Raw genomic sequence first — 22,221 nt, 5'->3', positions numbered from 1 at the left:
GCGCTCTGATATATCAAGGTTGTTGTGTTTCATCTTACGTACTGCCTTACCGTTTGATTCCAGACTTTGCTCGCTCAAGTGTCCAACGAGCTCGCTCTATAATGGGCGCATCGATCATTTTGCCGTTAAGCGACACCACACCCGACCCTTTGCTCTCTGCTTCAGCCGCGACTTCTATCACCGCGAGTGCGTAGTCCACCTCCTCTTCTGACGGGGCAAACACATTGTGAAGTAATTCAATCTGACGAGGGTTAATCAGCGACTTGCCGTCAAAGCCCAAACCATGGATGTGCCGCGCTTCTTTGAGGAAACCTGCCTCATTCCCGGAATCGGAATAGACCGTATCAAACGCCATAATTCCCGCAGAGCGAGCCGCTTGCAAAATCGCACAGCGCGCAAACAGCAGCTCGGTGCCTTCGGCGCTGCGCTGGGTTCTCAAGTCTCGAACGTAATCTTCTGCACCTAGGGCAATGCCGATGAGCCTTTTGGAAGCATGGGCGATAGACACGGCGTTGTTGATGCCCATTGCCGATTCAATTGCGGCGAGCATTTTGGTTGCGCCCAACTCGCGACCAAACTCCACCTCGGCTTGCTCAATCACCATTTCCATGTCGATGACATCTTGCAACGTGTCTGTTTTTGGCAAACGAATAACGTCGACACCCGCTTTCACCATCGCCATGACATCGGCGCGTCCAAAATCTGAATCCAGTGCATTGACACGAACGACAGTTTCAATGTTCTGATAAAGTGGATGCTGTAATGCGTTGTAGACCAGCATTCGCGCCGTGTCTTTTTCTCGCAGTGATACCGAATCCTCGAGATCAAACATGATGGCGTCGGCATCATAAATAAACGAGGTACTTAACATGGCGGCATTTGATCCCGGAACAAACAGCATGCTGCGTCTTAGCGTTTCGCTCATATTGCCCCCCACACAAGTTGGTGACAGTGATTGCCTTTTGCCGCACGCATAATTGCCGCTTGGACACGGGCTCGAATAACACAATCAAGCGCGCCCTTGTCATTGACACTAAGACGAACGGCACTGACTCCCATTTCCTCGAGAGTAGACATGATCACATTGCGTATAGCGGGCTCAAATTGCTTCTCTACAGAGCTGATGATTTCCACATCAATAGAACAACTCGACGCGGGCGAAACTTCGACAAGCACATCGCTTGATTCCAAAGTCCCAGCATATGAGCGCTGAAGTATTTCCATAATGGATCCTTAGGATAGGTTTGGATTAGAACAGACATTGCGGGCAGTGAGGTCACTGTCTGCATGGGTCTATTGTCAGTGAACCAGTAAGGATATTGATGGACTGCGCTCAAATTTCACCATAGGGTAAAGTTGACTTATGGTTTCAATGAACTTAATTGATTGGCTGCTAAAAATAAAAACGCCTTACCCTCGAAAGAGTAAGGCGTTGTCTTATTGGCTAGATGAGTAATTAATTGCGAATATAAACCCGCTCAGGACGGCCAACTCGACCATGTTCGTTTTCAACCGAGAGAAATCCGCTCGCTGAACAGTACTCAAGATAACGTCGTGCCGTGGTTTTACTGATCCCCACTGCTTCACCTAATGTCTCAGCGGTAAACTTGATCCCACAGTTGGCATTAAACACCTGATGTATTTTATCCAAGGTGAGCTCGCCAATCCCTTTCGGCAATCGACTGGAACTTTTGTCCCGCGCCTGCATGTTGAACAAGTCGTCGACATGGCGCTGACTGATGGTGTCGAACGCTTTAATCGCACAGTTGTATTTAAGATAACGATTGAGCGTTTCTTGCAGCCTTTCGTAAGAGATAGGTTTCAAAAGGTAGTCGAAACAACCGCAATGTAAGGCTTCTTTCACTGTATCCATCTCGCTCGATGCCGTCACCAAGATCACATCAGGTTGCGGAGACTTTTTGTCTGCAATGATTTCACGAAGTAAATCAATTCCACGTCCATCCGGTAAGTAATTGTCTAAAATAATCAACTTAGGTTTGTGAATGCGAATCATGGTTCTCGCCATCGCGAGATCAGAGGCGATTCCTATCGGGTTAAATCGCAATGTTTGACGAAAAAACTGGGCATGCAGCTCCGCAATTCCAACTTCATCTTCAATAATTAAGACATCTATTAAATTCATGCTTCTGTACCTTTAATCGGAATAAAAATAGAAAATATCGTTCCTTTAGGCTCAGCATCATCGACCAGGATGACACCTCCTGCATTTGTCACGTATCGATTGATCAAATACAGTCCGATGCCATGCCCCTCCCTATCATCTTTGCTGGTCACGCCGCGGCTAAAGATAGTACTAGCAATATCATCAGAGATACCGCACCCATTGTCAGAGACTTCGATAACGAGATCGCTACCCGCATCCGTAATCAAAACATTGACAACTTTTTCGCTAGCAGGATTTTTCAACGTGGCTTCAAAGGCATTATCAATCAAATTCCCTATGATAGCTGACAGCTCATTTGGCTCTATTGAAGCATTTTGTTTTGTTAGTTGGCACGTTGGATCGAATTTTAACTCCAGTCCTAATTCACAAGCTCTGGCATATTTACCCAGTAAAATGCCCGCGACTTGTTTTAATAGAATTCTTGAGCTAATAAAATCGATGAGTTGTTGTTTTCTTGTACTTTCACTATTAATTAATTCTAATGCTGCGTTATATTCTCCTATTTCGATTAAACCACTGATTGTTGATAATTTATTCGCATGTTCATGTCGCATCACCCGCAGGTTGTCGGTATATTGCTTGATCTGTGTCAACTCCGCCGCCAATGAATTAATATCGTTCTTGGCGCGAAAACTCACCACCCAACCAAATAGCTCTTCTTGATCGTATATTGCGATTCGGTTAGCGATGACAGTTTGGCCATTTAAAACAATAATTTCGTCTTTGACATTTTTTTCAAACGGCGTTTGGAAAAAGAACTGCGAGTTTGAAAGATATTCTAATATTGAGCTTGATTTTAATTTTTCGAAGTAAGACTCAATACGAAGAATTTCCGCTGCGCTTTTATTCACCGCTAGGATCTTACCTTTTCGGTCAATCGCAATTACTCCTTCGTACACCGAAGTTAAAATGGACTTCTGCAAATGAAGCGCCAAGCCAATCTCAGACGGCTCCATGCCATTCATTTTCTGTTTAATGTGGTTTGAAAAGTACCAAGCGCCAACAGCAGTGATCACCAGCATCATCAATAGTTCGACGAGCAGAGGCTCTGCGTAAAACGCCACCCATTGGTCAAAGCGGTTAAACAAATATCCGACAGAAATAACGCCGATGATTTGGCCATCAAAATCAACGATCGGCGCTTTACCGCGCACCCCGTAACCTAGGCTTCCTTCACGAAGTGAAATATAGGATTGACCCCGTTCAAGGACACCTGCGTTATCGCCACCTTGCATCGGCAAACCAATATTCTCTTTCACCGGGTGGGAAAGTCGAATGCCTTTTTCATCACCAATCACTATAAAGCTGGCATCTGATATTTTGTGTAAACGACCGATAAGTCGTTCTATTGCAGGAACGTTTTTAATTCTTACTTCTTGAATTAATTCAGGATCACTGGCGATTTCTTTCGCTTGAATTAATGCACGTGTACCGACTTGATGCTCTAAAGTATCTAATAAGCCTTGGTGAAAATTGGTCGTCACAATGGCTAGTTGTACGATCATCAATCCAAAAATTAATATAAAAACGCGACTTCTAAAAGTGAGTCCACTTTTTAAATTACCCAGCAGTTGCATAACACCTGCTTTCATACAAATTCCTTTTCCCATACTTTTTCAAGTATATTTTCAGACAGTGTGCCAGATTAATGATAAAAAGGAAGATAACCAGATCTTCCTTTTTATCTATTTACTAGCCTCCGATCACATACTTGATCATTACCCCTGCTGCGACAGCAGATCCAATAACGCCAGCCACGTTTGGGCCCATCGCGTGCATCAATAAAAAGTTTTGGCTGTTCGCTTCTAAGCCCACTTTATTCGACACTCGCGCCGCCATCGGCACTGCCGACACACCTGCTGAACCAATCAGCGGATTGACCTTCTCTTGGCACACTTTGTTCATGAGTTTCGCCATCAATACGCCTGTTGCGGTACCAATACAAAACGCGACGATACCCAGTGCAAGAATGCCCAATGTTTGTGGTTGCAAGAACTTATCCGCCATTAACTTAGAGCCGACTGACAAGCCCAAGAAAATCGTCACGATATTGATTAAGCCATTTTGCGCAGTATCGCTGAGACGCTCGACCACGCCACATTCACGCATCAAGTTGCCAAAACAGAACATACCCAATAGTGGCGTCGCGGACGGGAGCAACATCGCAATCAAGATAAGCAGCATGAGCGGAAAACAGACTTTTTCCAGTTTGCTGACACTACGCAGCTGCGTCATTGAAATCTTGCGCTCCTCCGCGTTAGTTAGCGCTTTCATAATTGGCGGCTGAATCATCGGAACCAATGCCATGTACGAATACGCCGCTACCGCAATGGCACCAAGCAACTCAGGGGCGAGCATACTCGATACGTAGATTGCCGTTGGGCCATCTGCGCCGCCAATGATGCCAATCGCAGCCGCTTGAGCGACACTAAAGTCCATAATACCCAGCTGACTAAGACCAAGCGCGCCCAATACGGTTGCAAAAATACCAAATTGAGCCGCCGCCCCTAGGAGCAATGTTTTCGGGTTAGCAAGCAGTGGTCCAAAGTCTGTCATTGCACCGACACCCATAAAGATAACTAACGGGCCAACACCAGAAGCGATCGCTACGCTGTAGAAGGTGTACAACATGCCATCGGTATAGTTGAACTCCTGTGCGAGCAAGTTCAGTTGCACTTTTTCCATCGGCGTGGCCATTTCATAAGCATGTTTCAAGCTCTCTTTGCTTATGTCGGCCACATTTAGAATGGCATTAAGTGCTTGATAGACTTCAGCCTTACCACTGTATATTGCCGCTTCGACACCGCTGACCGCGAGATTGGCATCAGGCAAGTTAGCTAAGATGCCACCCAAACCAATCGGTACCAGCAGCAAAGGTTCGAATTTCTTCACGATCGCAAGGTACAGAAGAATCAAACCGATAAGCAACATGACCGCTTGGCCAAATTGCAGATAGAGAAACCCGAAGTCTTTAATTAACGCTATTACACTATCCATAGCTGCACCTTACGCCAATGCCAGCAGTGAATCGCCAACTTGTACTGCGTCACCCTCGTTGACTGAAACCGCTTCAACCACGCCATCTCTCGACGCTTTGATTTCGGTTTCCATCTTCATCGCTTCAAGAATCAGAAGGACTTGCCCTTCTTTAACTTGTTCACCCGCTTTGGTGTGGACCTTCCAGATATTCCCCGCTAAGGGTGCAGCCACTGTTTCAGCGTTACCTGAGGGAGCGGTTGGTGCCGCTGAAGCAGGGGCTGCTTGGGGGGTATCTATTGTGCTTTGGGCAAGAACTTCTGGGTCTGCACCCTCATTCACTTTGACGACATACGCTTGATTGTTCACATTGACGGTGTATAGACCTGGCTCAGTGGCGACTTTCTTATCATCTGCTGTCGCTGGTGCTTGCTCTGTCGGAATCGGTTCAAACGCGTCTGGGTTGTGGCGGTTTTCTAGGAACTTCCAGCCCACTTGTTCAAACAATGCAACGGTCAGGACATCATCAATCACATCTTCCGTCAGCGAGATGCCTTTCTCTTTCGCCTTTTCTTGAACATCCAATGTTAACGCTTCAATTTCTGGCTCAATGAGATCCGCCGGGCGACAGGTGATGGCCTTTGCTCCTTCGAGTACTTTCTCTTGCAAAGCAATGTCTACTGGAGCAGGTGTTTGACCATACTCACCTTTAAGAACGCCAGCAGTTTCTTTGGTGATGGTTTTGTAACGTTCGCCCATCATCACGTTGATCACGGCTTGCGTACCGACAATTTGCGAAGTTGGTGTCACCAATGGAATGTAACCCAAATCTTTACGAACTCTTGGGATCTCTTCCAGTACTTGGTCTATTTTGTCGATGGCATTTTGCTGCTTGAGCTGGCTTTCCATGTTAGTCAGCATCCCACCAGGAACTTGAGCAACTAAGATTCGCGAATCCACGCCTTTCAGTTGCCCTTCGAAGGCATGATATTTCTTACGAACTTCGCGGAAGTACGCGGCAATATTCTCAAGTTTTGAGATGTCTAACCCTGTATCGCGTTCAGTCCCTTGCAAGGCAGCAACGAGCGATTCTGTCGCCGGATGACCATAGGTACCGCTCATCGAGGAAATCGCGGTATCGACGCGATCAACACCCGCTTCAATCGCTTTTAGCAACGTCATATCCGCCATACCCGCCGTTGCGTGACAGTGCAGGTGCAGCTCTACATCGAGCTGTTTTTTTAGTGTGGAAACTAAATCGCTCGCTTCGTACGGTGTCATGACACCCGCCATATCTTTGATAGCGATGGAGTCGACGCCCATCTCTACCAACCGCTCAGCAAGGTTGACCCAGGAATCCATGGTGTGAACGGGGCTCGTGGTATAGCAAATTGTCCCTTGGGCGTGCGCACCTTGCTTTTTCACCGCTTCGATAGCACGTTGTAGATTGCGGGGGTCATTCAGCGCATCAAAGACACGAAAGACATCCATACCATTATGAACCGCGCGCTCTACGAACTTATCGACCACGTCATCAGCATAGTGACGGTAACCTAAGATATTCTGCCCGCGAAACAACATTTGTTGCTTGGTGTTTGGCATCGCCTTTTTTAGCTCACGAAGCCTTAACCAAGGATCTTCGCCCAAGAATCGAATGCACGAATCGAACGTGGCTCCGCCCCAACTCTCCAACGACCAATAGCCGATTTGGTCAAGTTGTTCAGCGATCGGCAACATATCATCCAAACGCAGTCGCGTAGCAAACAGTGATTGGTGAGCATCACGCAGGACAACGTCCGTAATTCCGAGCGGCTTTTTAACATCAGACATCGATTTCTCCTAGATTTTAGCGCTATTAGTTTTGAGTTGGTTATGATGGTGAATCGCGGCAGTGATCGCGGCGACAAGGTTGCCATCCGACGGTGCGTGACTGATTGATTCATTGACGGTTTCTGTTTTCGGTGGTTGAACGAACGAGGCGACTTTGGTTAGCAGTCGAATGGCTCCTACCATCAAACAGAGAAAAAAGAAGACGAACCCCATGCCTAAGCCCATGAGAACGAAGCCTTCATAAATGATTGGTTGTTGACTCATTATGAATACCCATATTAAAAGAGTGGTATGAGTCTAAGTTGAAGCTAGAAATCACTTCGTGAAGCGCATCATCGTAATAGCTCCCTCTTAAGTGCATTAATGGCGTTAATAAATTTAATTCATTGACCGATTTGCCAAGCAAGAGTTAGCGCCATTTACGCCATTTAAAACTCAACCGTCATCAATAAACGTTTTTTACCTCTAATTCGTAACGGCGAGTTTTCGCTAACGTGTTCACACGAGCCTGTTACGTAGACGAGGACACATTGATGGATACCGTAACTCAACTAGAACGACGCGCTGAGCGTAAGAATAAGATTCGCTTAACTCACCAACTTCCGGTGATTGCACTGACTTTAAACATTCCCGCAAACCTAACCAATCAAGCTTGGGTACCTATGTTGTTTAAATCAGCCTTAAATAGCTTTCTCGCCAAAATGGAAGAAATGGATGTCAAGGTCATCGAGCAGCAATGCGCGACAACACCGACTTACGAAGCCCTTTTTGCCGTCGATATTCGTTCAAGCACTTTGCTGAAAAAAGCGGTCATTGAGATCGAACATACTCACCCTTACGGCGCGCTTTTTAACTTCGACGTCATGTGTCGACAAGGCAAAACCATTTCACGACGCTCATCTTACATGCGCCCAAGGCCGTGCCTAATTTGTGACGATATTGCTCAGCGATGTGCCGCACTAAAGCGCCATTCACCACAGCAAATTGAGCAAGCAATCTTATCGATCATCAAGAAATAATAATCACCAAAACAAAAGCGCTGAAGTTCCAGCGCTTTTTTGCTTTATTGGCTCACTTCTGATGGCTGCTGAGCTTGCTTCACTATCTTCATCGCTTTTCTTTTCACTTGATAGGGGGAGGTTTCCAAGTCAAACAGCTGCTTGAGATGTAGGTAGGTCGTTCTTGGTACTAGCTTCTCAATCATCTCCCATTGATTATCAAAGAGTAAATTTCTCACTAGTGACGCGGACACAGGGAGGTTCTCGCATTCGACGCGTGGAATCTCACTTAATGTAATGGGCGCATCTTGCAAGATTGGCGTGGATAACCATTGCTGCATTTGCTGATTATAAAATCGTGTGACGGCACAAATCGGCTCAGTTCCCACGAAGCGATGCGTAATGCCTAACGCAGGGGCGATATGACTACGGAAGATCTGTAGGTCCATGGCGGTATGGCAGTAGTTAATTACCCCTTCATCTTTTAAGAAGTAACTTGGAAACGTCGCGCGAGAGATGATGTAATCTGACCCTTCATGCACGATGACATTGGGAAGGTCTCTCAAACCCGCTTTGATCATCAACAACCTATCTTGGTAGGTAAAAAAAGAACGATCTTCTTTTACCACAAACAGGTGTACCCAATCGCATTGTGACGCTGCGTGCTCCACCAAGTAACGATGGCCATTCGTGAACGGGTTTGCGTTCATGACAATGCTGCCTATTGTCTCCCCTTCTCGCTTGAAAGCGCGTAACTCGTCACAGTAATCGGTTAGACGATGTCGACTGTTCTCTAGCAATATCACACGATTTTTGACAGAAGCTAGCTTGTAAAAACCAGCCTGCTTGAATAGGCGATAATTGTCAGGTTTGGTATAGATAAACAGGTTGTAGCGCCCCATGTCGTAGGCCATTGTCACCAACTCACTCAAGAGTGATGTAGACAAGCCCTGCCCTTGAACACTTTCATCAACCGCTATTGATTTGAGCGTGTTGCCAGCCAAACCGCCTGTTGCAATGATGGTATGGCTCGAATACGCGACGACGAAAAACTCTACGTCCTGATCGACTCCGAGCCCCATTTTAGTCAGAAATTCCCTCACTGCTCCCATTTTTCGTGAGTTTTGCCTTTGAATTTGTTCGAAGCGGTATGACATGAGCACGGCTCTTTTGGTTAAGTTTGCCCTTTAATTATCAATCTCCCCTGCGCGACAAAGGATGAATCGCGTCATAGCTAGAGACAGGGAAAACTTATTAAATGGCGTTAATTGTTTTTATTCAGATACAGGGCGTTGACCCAAGTAAAAAGAAAAGCCAATTAATCGAAATCAATTGGCTTTGTATATTACGGCTTAGTTAGCCATTAAGCGGGTTGCTGAACTTGCTTACGCTTTTTCATCATACCGATAATTGGTAGCGCGATAGACAGAACAGTAATACCAATCAATACTTGCGATACTGTCGAACTTGCGAAGATAGACAGATCTTGGTTAGAGATTCTGAACGCCTGACGGAACGACTGCTCCATGGTTCCACCCACGATAACCGCAAGGATCATTGGAGCTGTTGGAATGTTCGCACGCTTCATCACAACCCCTGCCACACCTAAAATCACTAGGATGTAGAACTCAATCACTGAGTTACTGATTGCGTAACAGCCGATAAACGCTAGACCAAGTACAATTGGGTAAAGCACTTTAGGTGGAATAGCCAATACGCGAACCAAGACACCCGCTAGAGGAATGTTGACAACCGCTAGGATGATGTTTGCAACGAACATACTGGCGATTAGACCCCAAGCTACGTCAGCGTGTTGAACGAACAGGAGCGGACCAGGCTGAATACCCAACATCAGCAGAGCGCCCATCATTACCGCCGTTGTACCTGAGCCTGGTACACCTAGCGATAGCATTGGAATCATCGCTCCGATTGATGCTGCATTGTTCGCGGATTCTGGAGCCGCTAGACCTTCGATTGCGCCATCACCAAACTCTTCACTGTGCTTAGAAAGTTGCTTCTCGTTGTTGTAACACATTAGAGAGGCCATCGTACCACCAGCACCTGGTAGAGAGCCGATGATGAAACCTACTGGCGCACTACGTAGGATTGCCCACTTAGAACGTTTCCAATCGTCACCTTCAATCCAAATACGTTTAAATTTAGTTTGTGCTTTCTTCGTACCCTTACTCAAAGAACTAAAGCTCTTGAATACTTCACCCATCGCGTAGATACCGATGATGACCACAAGGAAATCAATACCCGTTTGTAGGTGCAAGTTACCAAAGGTAAAGCGTTCTGTACCGGTTTGAGCGTCAATACCTACCGTTGCGATAGCAAGACCGATCACCATAGAAAGGAAGCCTTTGAGCATATTCCCTTTCGACATGGATGCCGTCATTGAAAGTGCTGCCACCATAAGTAGGAAATATTCCGCAGGGCCAAATTTCAGTGCAAACCCAGCAACTGGCTCAGCGAGTAGTGTCATCAATACCGCTGCAATCATACCGCCAATTAGAGAAGCAATCGCCGAAATAGCCAATGCCGATTCCGCACGTCCCTTCATCGCCATCGGGTAGCCATCGAACGTTGCCGCCAAGGCTGCCCCATCTCCAGGCGTGTTGATCAAGATAGAACTACGTGAACCACCAAACATCGCGCCGATATAGACACCTGTCATGGTGATCAATGCAGCGGTTGGGCCCATTGCAAATGTCATTGGTAGCAATACCGCGACCCCAGTTGCAGGACCTAAGCCCGGCAGCATACCTACGATGGTACCTAACACACCGCCGACGGTGACAAGAAGTAGGTGATAAGGCTGAAAAGCAACACCAAACCCGTTAAATAAGTTAACAAAAATATCAGACATACAAGCGCCTTAACCCATAAAAGGTAGTGGTGGAAGACTAATGGCCAGCAGAGTGTTAAAGATAAAGAACACACTAACCGAGAATGCAACAGCTACCATTGCACTCTTCTTCCATGCCTTAATGCCACTGGTAATCGTAAGCATCGCAAATAGGAAGAAGAAAGTGCTAATAACGTAGCCAAGCGTGTCGAACAACAATGCGTAACCGATTGAAACAATACAGGTGTACAAGATACGTTTGCGGTCAAATTTCTTGGTTTCATCTTCATTGATGAGGTCAACGTATGCTTGAATCGACGCTTTGATGTTGCTTTTTGCCAGTAAGATACCGCCAACAATAATGGCGAGTACGGCGACTCCCATTGGGAAATAGATGGGATCTAATGGATTTCCAAATGCTGCCCTAGGCATTGCATATGTCATACCACCATAAATAAGACCAAAAGCGATGCTGAATATGCCGGTAAATGCATCCCAGTTTGGACTAACTTTTTTATTTTCCATTTTGAATCCTTTTCGAACCGAGAGAGAAACTTGGTCATAGAAGGTTAGAGCGCTTTGACACGCCCTAACCCACTAACAGGGAACGTTAGCGTTTAAAGATTTCTGCAAGAATCTCTTTGTACTGCTCATTGGTTTGAGCTAAGAACTTCGTGAAATCCTCACCGTTTTGGTATGCCGCATCCCAGCCGTTACGCTTACGAGCTTCTGCCCACTCTGGTGTTTCAACCATATTTTTAAGTGTGGTATTCCAGTAAGTGACCGCGTACTCGGGCATGTCTTTTGGTGCAAACAGACCGCGCCAGTTTTCGAACGTTGCGTCGATGCCCTGTTCTTTAACCGTTGGGATTTTCGCCACTTCGCCTTCACCCACTCGCTTAGATGCGGTTTGCGCTAGCGCACGAAGATTGCCACTTTCAACTAGCTGCGCCACATCGCCAAGACCGGTCGAAATGAGGTCAACGTGTCCACCCAGTACTTGAGCCACCGCACCGCCGTCTTGAAACGAGATGTAGTCGATCTGGTTTAGGTTTGGCACACCCGCAGCTTTGGCGATCAATAGGAACTGGATGTGGTCCATACTACCTGCCGCCGAAGTACCGCCGACTTTTACCGATTTTGGATCTTTCTTAAGCGCTTCCATAACCTCATTGATAGAGGTGTATTTTGAGTCTTTAGAGACAACAAATGCGCCATAATCGGTAATCAGACGAGCCAGAGGAGTGGTATCTTCGTAGCTGTATTTGCTTGAACCAGTTAGGTGCGTCAACAAAATTGGTGGAGAGTAAACGGAGATCAGCTTGTCACTACCCTTCTGTGTTTGCATGTACGCTAAGTTTACCGCGCCACCACCACCAGGGCGGTTGGTGATTGGCATGTTAGCTTCTACAAGCCCAGTATCTTTCAACGTCTTAGCAACGGTACGGATGGTTAAATCCCAGCCACCGCCAGCACCAGAAGGAGCGACAAAAGAAAGTGTCTTAGGTGGGTAATCCTCTCCAGCGATACTCGTTAATGGAAGAGCAGCAATCGAGGTCATTGCCGCTCCAATCATCAAGCTCTTAAGTTTCATGTTCATTCGATATACCTATTATGGTTATGTTGTTTTGATTTCAACCAGCGACAAAGGGGTACAGATCCCGCGCCAATTGATGAAGTTATTATTGAATGAACAGTGAAAAGGTTATGTGATACGTCACCTTATAAATTAGTTGTTTAATGTAGGTTATGGCGTTAATGGACTTTACTCAAAAGATAAGATTAAGCCATTGTATTTATTAAATAATAGGTAACAGAAATTCACACCACACCCTGTTGTTATGTGGTGAGGGTTAATGGTAAAAATCGCCGAATGGCTATAAGAAAAGGCAGGCAAGTAACGCAAAAGCGCCAGACAAAAACAGCTTGTTGCTCAATGTTAGATCGATACTGGAAGGTAGTGATTGTTCCTCAGTGTCCGCCATAGAAGCGGCAACGCGAGTTGCTTTTGCTGGACTGTGTTTGAGATGAGAAAGACGCCTTGGCGCGCCGACCATAAAGACGGTGCCAAGGCTCCATTGTATGACTAACGCATAAAAGAAATAGTCGCTGACAAAGTTAAGTTGGGGAGTGTTCAGCAAGACAAAAGAACCATGCAACATCGCCATAATGAAGCCATTACACAGCAAAATAAATCGAATCAACCTAAACATAGGCGCTCCCTGTTACCTCAACTAAGAACCAGAAATACGGGCTTCGCTCTCGCCGTTATCGCCAAAATCCAAGCTCGACACATAGACTCGGAAATAAAATACCGACATCAAAACCACCACAATGGAAGAGACAAGCTCAGCAATCAATCCTGAAATAAGAAGGTGATTGAACCCCGCCCCATCTGGCGCAGATAACAGCAAATCCATCACCAAACCACCGCCGCCAATCGCCAGAGCACCGAGCATCAATGTCGAGGTGTAAGATTGTGTTTGCCCCCAACTGCTGCTCATCGCTTCAAAAGGCGTTCGCTTATTGAGTACAGATTCAAACTCCGCAAATCCATAGCGAGCGGATAAATAAATCCCGGGAATAATGAGCACCATCAAGCCGACTAAAACAGCAAGACCATACATCAAATGCACACAAAACAGACGCAACCATTCATAAAGAGAAACAGACAACTCTGGTTTGCTGCCCGTCACAACGGATGCCATGTACTTGATCAATCGGCAAACATAAAATGCTTGCCCAAGTGCGTAGACCGCCAAATAGAGAGAAAACAACAAAACATTATCTTGTTCGGTGGTGTTCAAGTACGCGCCAAACGCCGACATGGCAAGGAAGAACGGCCCCACAATAGTGAAAATAGGACCGCGATGTGAGCGAAGAAAGCTGGCGCTATCAATGAGTAATTTAATCATCCTGACATTGGCGAGTTCAATTTATGGTTGACCAATCATATCAGAAAGATAGCGCAGATGTGACTCAGGTAAAGTGACTACGTGTTGTCCGCGCTGGTCGGCTTCACTCTCGTCAGGTTGAGAATCACCGTCGCAATTACAATCGCGATAGCAATGGAGACAAAACGCATAAACTCTGCGTTGAGCGGTTCACTTCCTTGGTAATTGAGTAATTGATTGAGCAAAACGATAAAATTGGTAAAAAGGAGTTGGTAAACGCTTAAGCGGCATTGACGACGAATAGCAAAACTCGCAAGCTGAAGCCCCATAAAGCAACTCACACCAAAAACTGCCCAAGTCGGCATCATCAATATCGAGTGAGCAATCATAATCGGTAATGTAGCGAGAATACCGACCAAGGTCGCCACCAAACGATTATTACGAAAAATTCTCTGGTCCCTCGATATTGGAATTTTAATCATGCTTCCAAGGGTGATGGCAATTAACAATGTTTGAGAGCTGCCCGTGCCCACCAAAAGGTACATCGCGATCAATACTGTAGTCGCTTTAAACAAGATCAACCCGATATGGGTCTGTGCTCCATCCATGTCCTGCTCGTCTGGTAGCACCTCCTTTTCATCACCAGGAAACAGAATGAAACTCACATAAGTGACAGCGATGGCAATCAGGAAGGTTTCCAATATGAGCCAAGGTAAGTAGGTGACGGCGATATGAAACTGTAGGTTTACGGTAAACGTGATGACAATAAACAAAAACAGAAACGTCGCCAGCATATCCTTGGGATCATTATGGCTGCGATAAAAGCTCCAAAACAGCGCTAACCAACAGAAAAGACCAAAGCCAGTTGGAGAGTCCACCAGCACTTGCCCAACAAGAAGAACGCCTAAACTCGTTACTGCGATTAACACAAACAATTTAGCCATCATACTCACTGGCGGTCTCATCGGCATGATGGTCAAAAATATCACCACAAACAACGGGGCAAGAACTGGCAGAACGGCCCCTTGTGCAATCTGATAAAAGAGCAACAGAGTCGGTGCAATGACCAACCGAATGATCGGGTTCGCGGTACTATGAAACATAAGTCCAGATACTCACGACTCTCATCCAGATACCCGCTAGAAACTCTCCGAAACTACTTTGCTCGGTGTAAAACGCCACGGTAGCTTGAGAGCCGTAACGAATGTTGCTGAGTTCCGAAAGATTATCGAACTCTATGTTGACAGGATAACGCTGAGGCGTTGTATTGCCTTGACTAGCATTCAGAAAGCCCGTTTCCGGATCGATGCTATTGCTTCCACCCGTGCCCCAACCGATGCTCTCGACTTTACCAGACAGCACTCGACCAGGAAGCGCGTCCAGAACAATTTTTACGCGTTGACCCGGCTTGATGTACTCCATCGAATTTTCACGCACAAGAGCAGACAACCAGACATTTCTCGGGTCGATAAACGTCAGCACGGGCGCACCAGAAGAAACATGCTGACCCGTGGTCAATTGCATGTTAGTCACAACACCTCTTGATGGCGCGACAACTTCCGTCTTCCTTAGGTCCAGTTCAGCTTTCTCTAAACTCGCCATTGCTGCCAAAATTTGTGGATTGTTTTCACCTGTAGGACCGAGGTTTTGTTTCGCTTGAACTAACGAGGCTTGCGCCGCATCCAACGACGCTTGAGCGCGCTCTTTTGCTTCATTAGCATTATCAAGATCAGACTGACTTAACACTCCTCGAGCAGCAAGCTGTTTGGTTCGATTTGCTTGCTCTCTGGCATTATCTCTTGCAGCCAACGCATCGACTACCTTAGCCTGTGCAACCTCTACAGCAGCGGTGCTTGCGCCAATATTTTGCCCTGCTATTGCTAAGTTTGCTTGCGCCGATGCCAATGCAATCTCATAGTTTCGCGGGTCGATGCGAAACAACAATTCGCCTTGCTCGACCACTTGGTTGTCGTTCACATCAACGGAAACAATGTTGCCCGACACTTCTGGTGCGATTCGTACCAAATAGGTATGCACCTTAGAGTCTGTGGTAATCGGAGTAACGCGATCCGACCATAGGCTGTATAACCAAACCGTAAGAACGGTACAAATGATATAGAGACTTAACTTACGTGAGGATTTTTCTGCAGAAGACATGGCAAACTCATCAAATTTAACTTGCCAATACTGTACTCTCAGAACAAATTTGTTGCCATTAAAAGGCATACTTTTAGCCTAAATTACTCGAAGTTGCCGTATTTTTTAATAAGAAGCCAAGTACATTTAGGGCGCGATTCAGTCAATCTACAACGAGCTGTTAGTGTGATTTTGAAAGCGATAAAGATTGGAAATTTTGGAGCGTACTGCGGGAATCGAACCCGCGTAACACATCACAAACCACTGAAATTTCACTTTAATTTACAATACGTTAGATAAAAAACCAAAAGACAGAAAGTGGCAAATTGAGCCTCAAACGTATCACTAAATCGTGACACTTGGCAAACGTTTCTTCCGCGACAAAAAAAGCACCCATTTGGGTGCTTAGCCTAAACTGTTTAGGGGCTCTTTTGACATCCGACCTACTACAATAGACTTTTTGTGAATGTAGTGTTTTTTCATCGTTTCAGTATTCGAATGCCCTAAGTATTCACTAATCAAATCTTCACGCATACCTACTATCTTGGCATTAGTCGCAAAAGTGTGTCGTGTTGGATGCAAGCCTCTATAGTTTTTTTCAAGGCCCGCTTTTTTAAACAGTAGCGCTAGTTCTTTGTAGTACTCACTGGAGCTCGTCCACGGTTTTTTATTCTTGTAATTAATAAACAACGCACGTCTACCATCTCCCATAAGAGCAGTAGTCGTGATATTCAAAGCCTGTTTATCACCAATGTGTTTGAACACTATATTTTTCGCCTTTTCAGAAAGATATAAATTTCTTTCTGATTCTTGGTTCTTAGTCGATTTAACTTGACGCTCAACGACAGCTCGCTCGATGCAAATCGCATATTCACCGTCTGAAAATTCCGTCAGGTCAGAATCGGATAAACCCAGCAATTCTTGTACTCTCATTCCAGTACATGTTCCCAGCTCAAATAAATCAAACACACTAGAATCATGTCTGCATTCTACCGAATTCCTCAACTCATCAATAGTTTTCTTATCATACGGAACGCGAGGAACCCTTGCAGTCCCATATGTCACCTTAATAGATGAAAAATCAATCTTGCGTTTAATAAACTTTTTCTCAACGTGATAGTCATATATTTGTTTGAAGACAGACTTTACATTTTTCCTAGTGCTTTTTGAGTAGCCACTCTTGCCAAAAGGCGTTAACTCATCCATATAGTACTTTAGAAAAAAGGTAAGATCTTCGTGAGATATATCTTTAGTTTTCACCGTAGAGAAATGACGAACTAGTATTTTAGCGGCATCCATATAACCACGAGCCGTAGACTTAGCAAGTTTAGAAAACTCCTCAGAACTAACATAGTTATTAACTGACGTTCTAAATGAAATTCTAGATTCCCTCACAACAAAACCTTTCTGTATAAATGTTTACGCTTGAGAAAATAATATTTACCAAAAACCTATGTAGCAAGATAAATAATTTACAGTTTTCCTATGGTAAATATGACGAATTATATTGACAGCCACCTTGACTAAAATTTTTGCTTCAGTTTCATTCAGTTACTAAAGTAATGCATTTACTACTCATCAGAACATTCGTTCAAGAGGTAATTTAAGTGTCTAAAAAACATACAAACAGAACCGAAAATCACAAAATCTGAGAGCGTAGCGACGAATATAGACTGAACAAATAATATAGGAAGGATGGAACCATAAGAAACAAATCTAATAACCCACCTCCCAAAAGACCTGTCTTTGGGTTGGATCAAATTCACTTGATACTCTTAATTTTCTCTTAAAAACTCTTTAGTCATCAAAACCCAAAAAATATACTTTAAATTCATACGCATACGTTGATTTCATAATTATTTTAGAGAAAAATTGCCTGATTAAAGTCATTTTCTGCCAAGAAAAAACACATATTGCCCGATTAAAGTCACGCATTGCCTTATTTTAGAGAATTCCTGCCCATAAGGCGTTAATGATAAAATTCGACTTGTCAATAACCAAATCATCCTAATTACCGCGCTTTTTCCCGCAGATCTACATTGCAATAACTCGGACGTATCCATAAAAATATTTCTTACCCAATATATCTGGACTAAAGTTAATGACAAAATACCATCCAATATTCACGACAGAATCCCCACACATGCCTATAGGTCATCTTTCGACCAATATTGACTCTAGCAAAGTAACCTATTCAAACGAGTTAGCTTTTGCGATACACCATTACACTTCTCAAGAACAAAAGCTATTTGACATCGTAATATCTCAACTACATCTATTCCCTCTCTATGATGAAGAGGTATTTCAAGTAAGCGAAAATGGAGAATCGTCTTTGTCTGAATGTTCAGTCACTTTTAAGATGATTAGAGAAATTTATCGTCATAGCGATTATCGAAGTGTTTTCATACCCAACAATATAGTATGTGAATACCTAGGTTTGGGTGGAAAGATGTCTAGACTTAAAGAGATAGACAAACTAGAAGAAAAAGAAATAACACTTTGGGAAAAGTTCTTTCCGGGGGATATTGAAGAACTCCAATTTGAACATGAACAAACCCCGTCTAAAGGACTAGTAAAACCTAAGCCGTCGACAGTCACTTTAAAGCCTTTTGAGAGCATTGAAAAAGGCAATGGGTACATTAAGTTTGTTATTAATTCAGACTTTGTCCCTTATGTAATAGGCGTTCATGGTTTCAAAATGTATAGCGTAGAGCTAGCCCGACGATTAAAACTAAAGCTGAGCTTAAAGCTCTTTAAGTTAGTTAACTACTACCATAACAACGGAGGATACATGAATGCAAAACATTCAAAAGCCTTTGACATAGATGAATTCATGTCGCTTCTGGGCGACTTACCAGATTCTTACCGAAAAAGGCCTACCCTATTTATTAACAAAGGTATTAAGCCCGCTCTTGAGGAAATTGCGAAGGTGGTTGGCATAAAATACAAACTAGAAACTTCAACTCTATCTATCGGTTTTAAAGGTAGACCTTCGATTTCCTCTGTGCGGCTAGTTCCTCTTCTTATGGAAGAAACGAATCTTAGTCATACCCAAGAAGGTGGTAGCGAATTGTTTAAAAAGAGCTTTTAGGGTAGTCAAGAAGGGCTCCCCTTCTTGCCAGTGGACTAATATAAGCGTAGCTATAGTCCTATCTGGACACTACACAACAATCATAGCAACCCTCATGTTTGTTTGAAAAAAAGGATATTTTTAATATCCTTTTTTAAAACACCACTCATGCTAAAAAACTGGAGCGTTATAACCAAGCCTGTCAAAAACTCTTCATTAGGTGTCTCCCACCGAGAGCGCTATTTAATGGATAAGCGCCACAATAATCATCGAAATACAGAACGGCTAGTTTCAATTTTCGGTAACGCCGCCACGACAAGAAAAATAGCGCTTGCGGGTGAGGCATTTCGATTAATGCAAGTAACTAGCGGCAAAGGTGGTAGACCTCTAACAAGCTATGCAATGGAGTACTGCCTTACCCTTCCAAAAGGATATCGTCCCTCGACTCATCAGTGGCGGTTAATTGTAAAAGACTGCTGTATTGCATTAGCTAAACTATGCGATCTAAACGCAGAGGAACTCAAAGCCTTTCAAAAGCAGATTAGAGCAGTACTACATCAACAGAAGCAAGATGGAAAAAGAGGCAGTGGTGATCATGTCCATCTGATTATTGGCAAAGTCGTTGGCAGTCGCGTATTAAAAGAACTTCAAAAGAAGAAGGCTACCAAAGTCATCAAGCAAGCTTTTAGCCTCGCGACGTTAAAGCATGCCAACATGGATTATCGGCTATATGATGTTGTTGAAAAAGAACGAGGACGTAGACTAAGCACTTGGCTGTACCAACATCAGAATTCGTTAGAAACGCTCGAGATAGAAAAACTGATTAAGCAGATCCAAACGCAGAGTGACAAGTGGACGAAAGCCAAACTAGAAGGCGACTTCAAGCAGGAGCAACGACAGCTCAACAGAATCAAAAGAAACTTAGTTCGAATTGAGGAATACAACCTCTCGTTACAGCAGCAACGTAAGCTAGCGGTAGTCAAAACCACAGTTAAGAAACGTGGTTTATGAATTACTAGTTTTGGTAGTACATCCAAACAGAAGCCGTACTACTTCTGACTAAACTGCACATGAGCTTTTAAGTCGCGACTAGGTAGTCCAGAAAATTTTCTGGTTAAAATTCAGAAATGGACAAAGATGCTTTACTAAAAGTTGAACATTAGCAATTTATTAATAATGTTTTATAAGACAAATATTTCCAGTTCATATGCCTGCGTACAGTGCACATTTTATGTGCTTATGCTCACGTCGAATACCCTTTGTTTATAAAATTCCCCTCGCTTGAGGGACAATTCCATGCAGTATCCCCCTCTGGCAGGATTGTTGTCACTGTTAAAATTTAGCCAGTTTGGGGCGGTAAGAATGAATTGTGTCTCGTATTCCAGCAGAAAGAAAAGAAGCCATACTGAAGAAACTACTGCCTCCATACTCAATGTCAGTAAGCCAACTATCAAAAGAAGAAGGCATTAGCACCGCGACCCTATATCATTGGCGGCAGCAACTCAGACGTTCAGGAGCCGCAGTGCCAAATAGCAACACTTCATCAGAGCAGTGGTCTGCTCAAACTAAACTTGCCATCGTCGCCGAGACTTATTCGATGACCGAGAACGAACTCAGCCAATATTGTCGTGAAAAAGGACTGTTTCCTGACCAAGTCCAAAGCTGGCGCAGCGAATGTATGCAAGGTTTCATGTCGAGTAAGGAGCGGGAAGCGGAAGCAAAGAAGCAGGCCAAAGCGGATAAGCTTGAAATTAAAGAGCTTAAGAAGGAGTTACGCCACAAAGAAAAGGCGCTCGCTGAAACGGCTGCCCTGTTGGTTCTGCGAAAAAAGCTCAGAGCCTTTTACGGGGAAGAGCCAGAGGACGACTAACCTCAACCGATGAAAGGCAGCACCTGATTGCGCTTATCCACGATGCCAAGCAAAGTGGTTGCCGCTCAGAGCAGGCTTGTCATGAGGTTCAAATTGACGTGAGAACGTATCGCCGATGGTATCAACAAGGAGAAGTTCGGGCGGATAAAAGACAGACCTGTGCCAGACCAGAGCCTGCTAACAAGCTCTCACAACAAGAGCGTGATGCGATTATCGAGGTATGTAACCGCCCAGAGTTCGCGAGTTTACCTCCGACTCAAATCGTACCGACACTGCTTGATAAAGGTGAATATATCGCCTCAGAATCGAGCTATTATCGGATACTGAGTGAACAAGGACAACTTAACAACCGAGGCCGTCAGAAGAGTAGACAAAAGCAAGCGAAGCCAACGAGTTATACGGCGACAGGCTCGAATCAAGTCTACACATGGGATATCACTTACTTACCGTCAAAAGTTCGAGGTCAGCATTACTATTTGTACGTCATAGAGGATATCTACAGCCGAAAAATCGTGGGTTATGAGGTGTATGAACATGAGTGCGGTGAGTTAGCATCACAACTCCTGCAACGAACGTTGATGCGAGAGCAGTGCTTCAATCAACCGCTGGTTCTTCACTCAGATAACGGTGCGCCTATGAAGTCGTTAACATTCAAAGCGAAGATGGATGAGTTAGGCATTACCTCATCGTATAGTCGCCCGAGAGTCAGTGATGATAACCCGTATGTAGAATCGTTGTTCCGCACAGTAAAGTACATGCCAAACTGGCCGACAAAGGGCTTTGAAACTTTCGACAACAGTCGCAGTTGGGTTGAAGCCTTCGTACGCTGGTACAACACCGAGCACAAGCACAGTAAGCTAAATTATGTCACGCCTTCACAGCGTCATAGTGGAAAAGATGAAGATATCTTGAAGCGCCGTGCTGAGGTATTACTCGCTGCAAAACAACGGAGGCCTGGTGATATCAGGAACTGTAAGCCAGTTGGTGAAGTTCACCTAAATCCAGAAAGAGAAGCTGCTTAATAAGCAAGCAAATGATGACAACTACCTTGAAAAACGCCGGTATCACAAAATTACCGGAGACTATATTTTCGTGAATTTAGATGCGGTTCAACCATATAACAAGTGACTGAACTTTGCTTGAAAATTGAGAGAGAGATTGAAGTCTGGGATATGCGAAAAACTATTCAACCGGAGTGTAAAGGGCTGATGTACACGAACAAGGACAGAGAACTGTGCAATTGCGATGATTGGGAAAGACTTCGTAATGAGGTATGACCCACTGATTACGGCTCAGTAAGTTTTGGTAGGCGTTGTATAGTTAGAGTTGGGTGCTTCAAATTATATCGAAATCGCTCACCAGATCCTAAAGTATGCGAGAGCATTGAAAAACATAATGTAATATAAAGGCTCCG

Annotated in this window: 21 protein-coding genes and 1 pseudogene; 6 read left to right on the top strand and 16 right to left on the bottom strand. The window is 44.6% G+C overall.

Translation table 11 applies throughout. From position 1 onward, the window contains the following. Positions 1-46 precede the first annotated feature (46 nt). The 7 genes from citE to ACUALS_RS17050 form a co-directional block, all read right to left on the bottom strand. A complete protein-coding gene (citE, locus tag ACUALS_RS17080; protein ID WP_039624612.1) occupies positions 47-925 on the bottom strand; it encodes a citrate (pro-3S)-lyase subunit beta in 879 nt (292 codons plus the stop codon). Next, positions 922-1,224 (bottom strand): citrate lyase acyl carrier protein, encoded by a 303-nt coding sequence (gene citD, locus ACUALS_RS17075; protein ID WP_038136616.1) that lies wholly within the window; start codon positions 1,222-1,224, stop codon positions 922-924. The genes citE and citD overlap by 4 nt, the downstream gene beginning before the upstream one ends. 232 nt (positions 1,225-1,456) lie before the next feature. Beyond that, complete coding sequence (locus ACUALS_RS17070; RefSeq protein ID WP_038136612.1) at positions 1,457-2,143, bottom strand: response regulator; 687 nt, start codon at positions 2,141-2,143, stop codon at positions 1,457-1,459. Beyond that, the gene (locus ACUALS_RS17065) at positions 2,140-3,777 is read right to left on the bottom strand and encodes an ATP-binding protein (protein WP_454449959.1); all 1,638 of its coding nucleotides are present in this window, start codon (positions 3,775-3,777) and stop codon (positions 2,140-2,142) included. Before ACUALS_RS17065 ends, ACUALS_RS17070 begins: the two co-directional genes overlap by 4 nt. A gap of 100 nt (positions 3,778-3,877) precedes the next feature. Beyond that, entirely contained in the window at positions 3,878-5,182 is a 1,305-nt protein-coding gene (locus tag ACUALS_RS17060) for a sodium ion-translocating decarboxylase subunit beta (RefSeq protein ID WP_454449958.1), read from the bottom strand. Between the two features lie 9 nt (positions 5,183-5,191). Beyond that, positions 5,192-6,991 carry a sodium-extruding oxaloacetate decarboxylase subunit alpha gene (gene oadA, locus ACUALS_RS17055; RefSeq protein ID WP_454449957.1) on the bottom strand — a complete coding sequence of 600 codons (1,800 nt, stop codon included), beginning with the start codon at positions 6,989-6,991 and terminating at the stop codon, positions 5,192-5,194. 9 nt (positions 6,992-7,000) lie between these two features. After that, entirely contained in the window at positions 7,001-7,255 is a 255-nt protein-coding gene (locus ACUALS_RS17050) for an OadG family protein (protein WP_005474536.1), read from the bottom strand. A gap of 269 nt (positions 7,256-7,524) precedes the next feature. Between ACUALS_RS17050 and citX the strand changes: the two genes are divergently transcribed. Further along, positions 7,525-8,010, top strand: coding sequence for a citrate lyase holo-[acyl-carrier protein] synthase (gene citX / locus ACUALS_RS17045; protein ID WP_454449956.1), 486 nt, complete (start codon positions 7,525-7,527; stop codon positions 8,008-8,010). 44 nt (positions 8,011-8,054) lie between these two features. Here citX and citC read toward each other — a convergent pair whose 3' ends face one another. The 9 genes from citC to ACUALS_RS17000 form a co-directional block, all read right to left on the bottom strand. Next, positions 8,055-9,152 (bottom strand): [citrate (pro-3S)-lyase] ligase, encoded by a 1,098-nt coding sequence (gene citC, locus ACUALS_RS17040; RefSeq protein ID WP_454449955.1) that lies wholly within the window; start codon positions 9,150-9,152, stop codon positions 8,055-8,057. A 200-nt stretch (positions 9,153-9,352) separates the two neighbouring features. Then, a complete protein-coding gene (locus ACUALS_RS17035) occupies positions 9,353-10,858 on the bottom strand; it encodes a tripartite tricarboxylate transporter permease (RefSeq protein ID WP_005474580.1) in 1,506 nt (501 codons plus the stop codon). A gap of 9 nt (positions 10,859-10,867) precedes the next feature. Continuing rightward, the gene (locus ACUALS_RS17030; protein WP_039480757.1) at positions 10,868-11,362 is read right to left on the bottom strand and encodes a tripartite tricarboxylate transporter TctB family protein; all 495 of its coding nucleotides are present in this window, start codon (positions 11,360-11,362) and stop codon (positions 10,868-10,870) included. Positions 11,363-11,447: 85 nt separating this feature from the next. Further along, positions 11,448-12,437 carry a Bug family tripartite tricarboxylate transporter substrate binding protein gene (locus ACUALS_RS17025; protein ID WP_038191486.1) on the bottom strand — a complete coding sequence of 330 codons (990 nt, stop codon included), beginning with the start codon at positions 12,435-12,437 and terminating at the stop codon, positions 11,448-11,450. Between the two features lie 277 nt (positions 12,438-12,714). Further along, a complete protein-coding gene (locus ACUALS_RS17020; protein ID WP_331401301.1) occupies positions 12,715-13,050 on the bottom strand; it encodes a hypothetical protein in 336 nt (111 codons plus the stop codon). Between the two features lie 21 nt (positions 13,051-13,071). Beyond that, complete coding sequence (locus ACUALS_RS17015) at positions 13,072-13,752, bottom strand: hypothetical protein (protein ID WP_454449954.1); 681 nt, start codon at positions 13,750-13,752, stop codon at positions 13,072-13,074. A 77-nt stretch (positions 13,753-13,829) separates the two neighbouring features. Continuing rightward, a complete protein-coding gene (locus ACUALS_RS17010) occupies positions 13,830-14,834 on the bottom strand; it encodes a DUF2955 domain-containing protein (RefSeq protein ID WP_454449953.1) in 1,005 nt (334 codons plus the stop codon). Continuing rightward, a complete protein-coding gene (locus tag ACUALS_RS17005; protein ID WP_454449952.1) occupies positions 14,824-15,888 on the bottom strand; it encodes an HlyD family secretion protein in 1,065 nt (354 codons plus the stop codon). The genes ACUALS_RS17010 and ACUALS_RS17005 overlap by 11 nt, the downstream gene beginning before the upstream one ends. A 384-nt stretch (positions 15,889-16,272) precedes the next feature. Continuing rightward, positions 16,273-17,166 (bottom strand): tyrosine-type recombinase/integrase, encoded by an 894-nt coding sequence (locus ACUALS_RS17000; RefSeq protein ID WP_454449951.1) that lies wholly within the window; start codon positions 17,164-17,166, stop codon positions 16,273-16,275. 802 nt (positions 17,167-17,968) lie between these two features. On the opposite strand from ACUALS_RS17000, the gene ACUALS_RS16995 reads away from it, so the two are divergent. The 5 genes and pseudogenes from ACUALS_RS16995 (at position 17,969) to ACUALS_RS16975 (ending at position 22,208) form a co-directional block, all read left to right on the top strand. Further along, entirely contained in the window at positions 17,969-18,958 is a 990-nt protein-coding gene (locus tag ACUALS_RS16995; RefSeq protein ID WP_454449950.1) for a replication initiation protein, read from the top strand. 225 nt (positions 18,959-19,183) lie between these two features. Further along, complete coding sequence (locus ACUALS_RS16990) at positions 19,184-19,948, top strand: hypothetical protein (protein WP_454449949.1); 765 nt, start codon at positions 19,184-19,186, stop codon at positions 19,946-19,948. A 358-nt stretch (positions 19,949-20,306) separates the two neighbouring features. Beyond that, positions 20,307-20,807, top strand: a complete 501-nt coding sequence (locus ACUALS_RS16985; protein ID WP_454450060.1) for a transposase — start codon at positions 20,307-20,309, stop codon at positions 20,805-20,807. 98 nt (positions 20,808-20,905) lie between these two features. Beyond that, a complete protein-coding gene (locus tag ACUALS_RS16980) occupies positions 20,906-21,829 on the top strand; it encodes an IS3 family transposase (protein WP_454450059.1) in 924 nt (307 codons plus the stop codon). Next, positions 21,822-22,208, top strand: a pseudogene (locus tag ACUALS_RS16975) (regulator). Before ACUALS_RS16980 ends, ACUALS_RS16975 begins: the two are co-directional and overlap by 8 nt. The last annotated feature ends 13 nt before the right edge of the window (positions 22,209-22,221 follow it).

It is taken from the genome of Vibrio sp. NH-7, assembly GCF_053643215.1.
The sequence above is the reverse complement of the archived record's forward strand: the minus strand, read 5'-3'. Positions and strand labels throughout refer to the sequence as shown.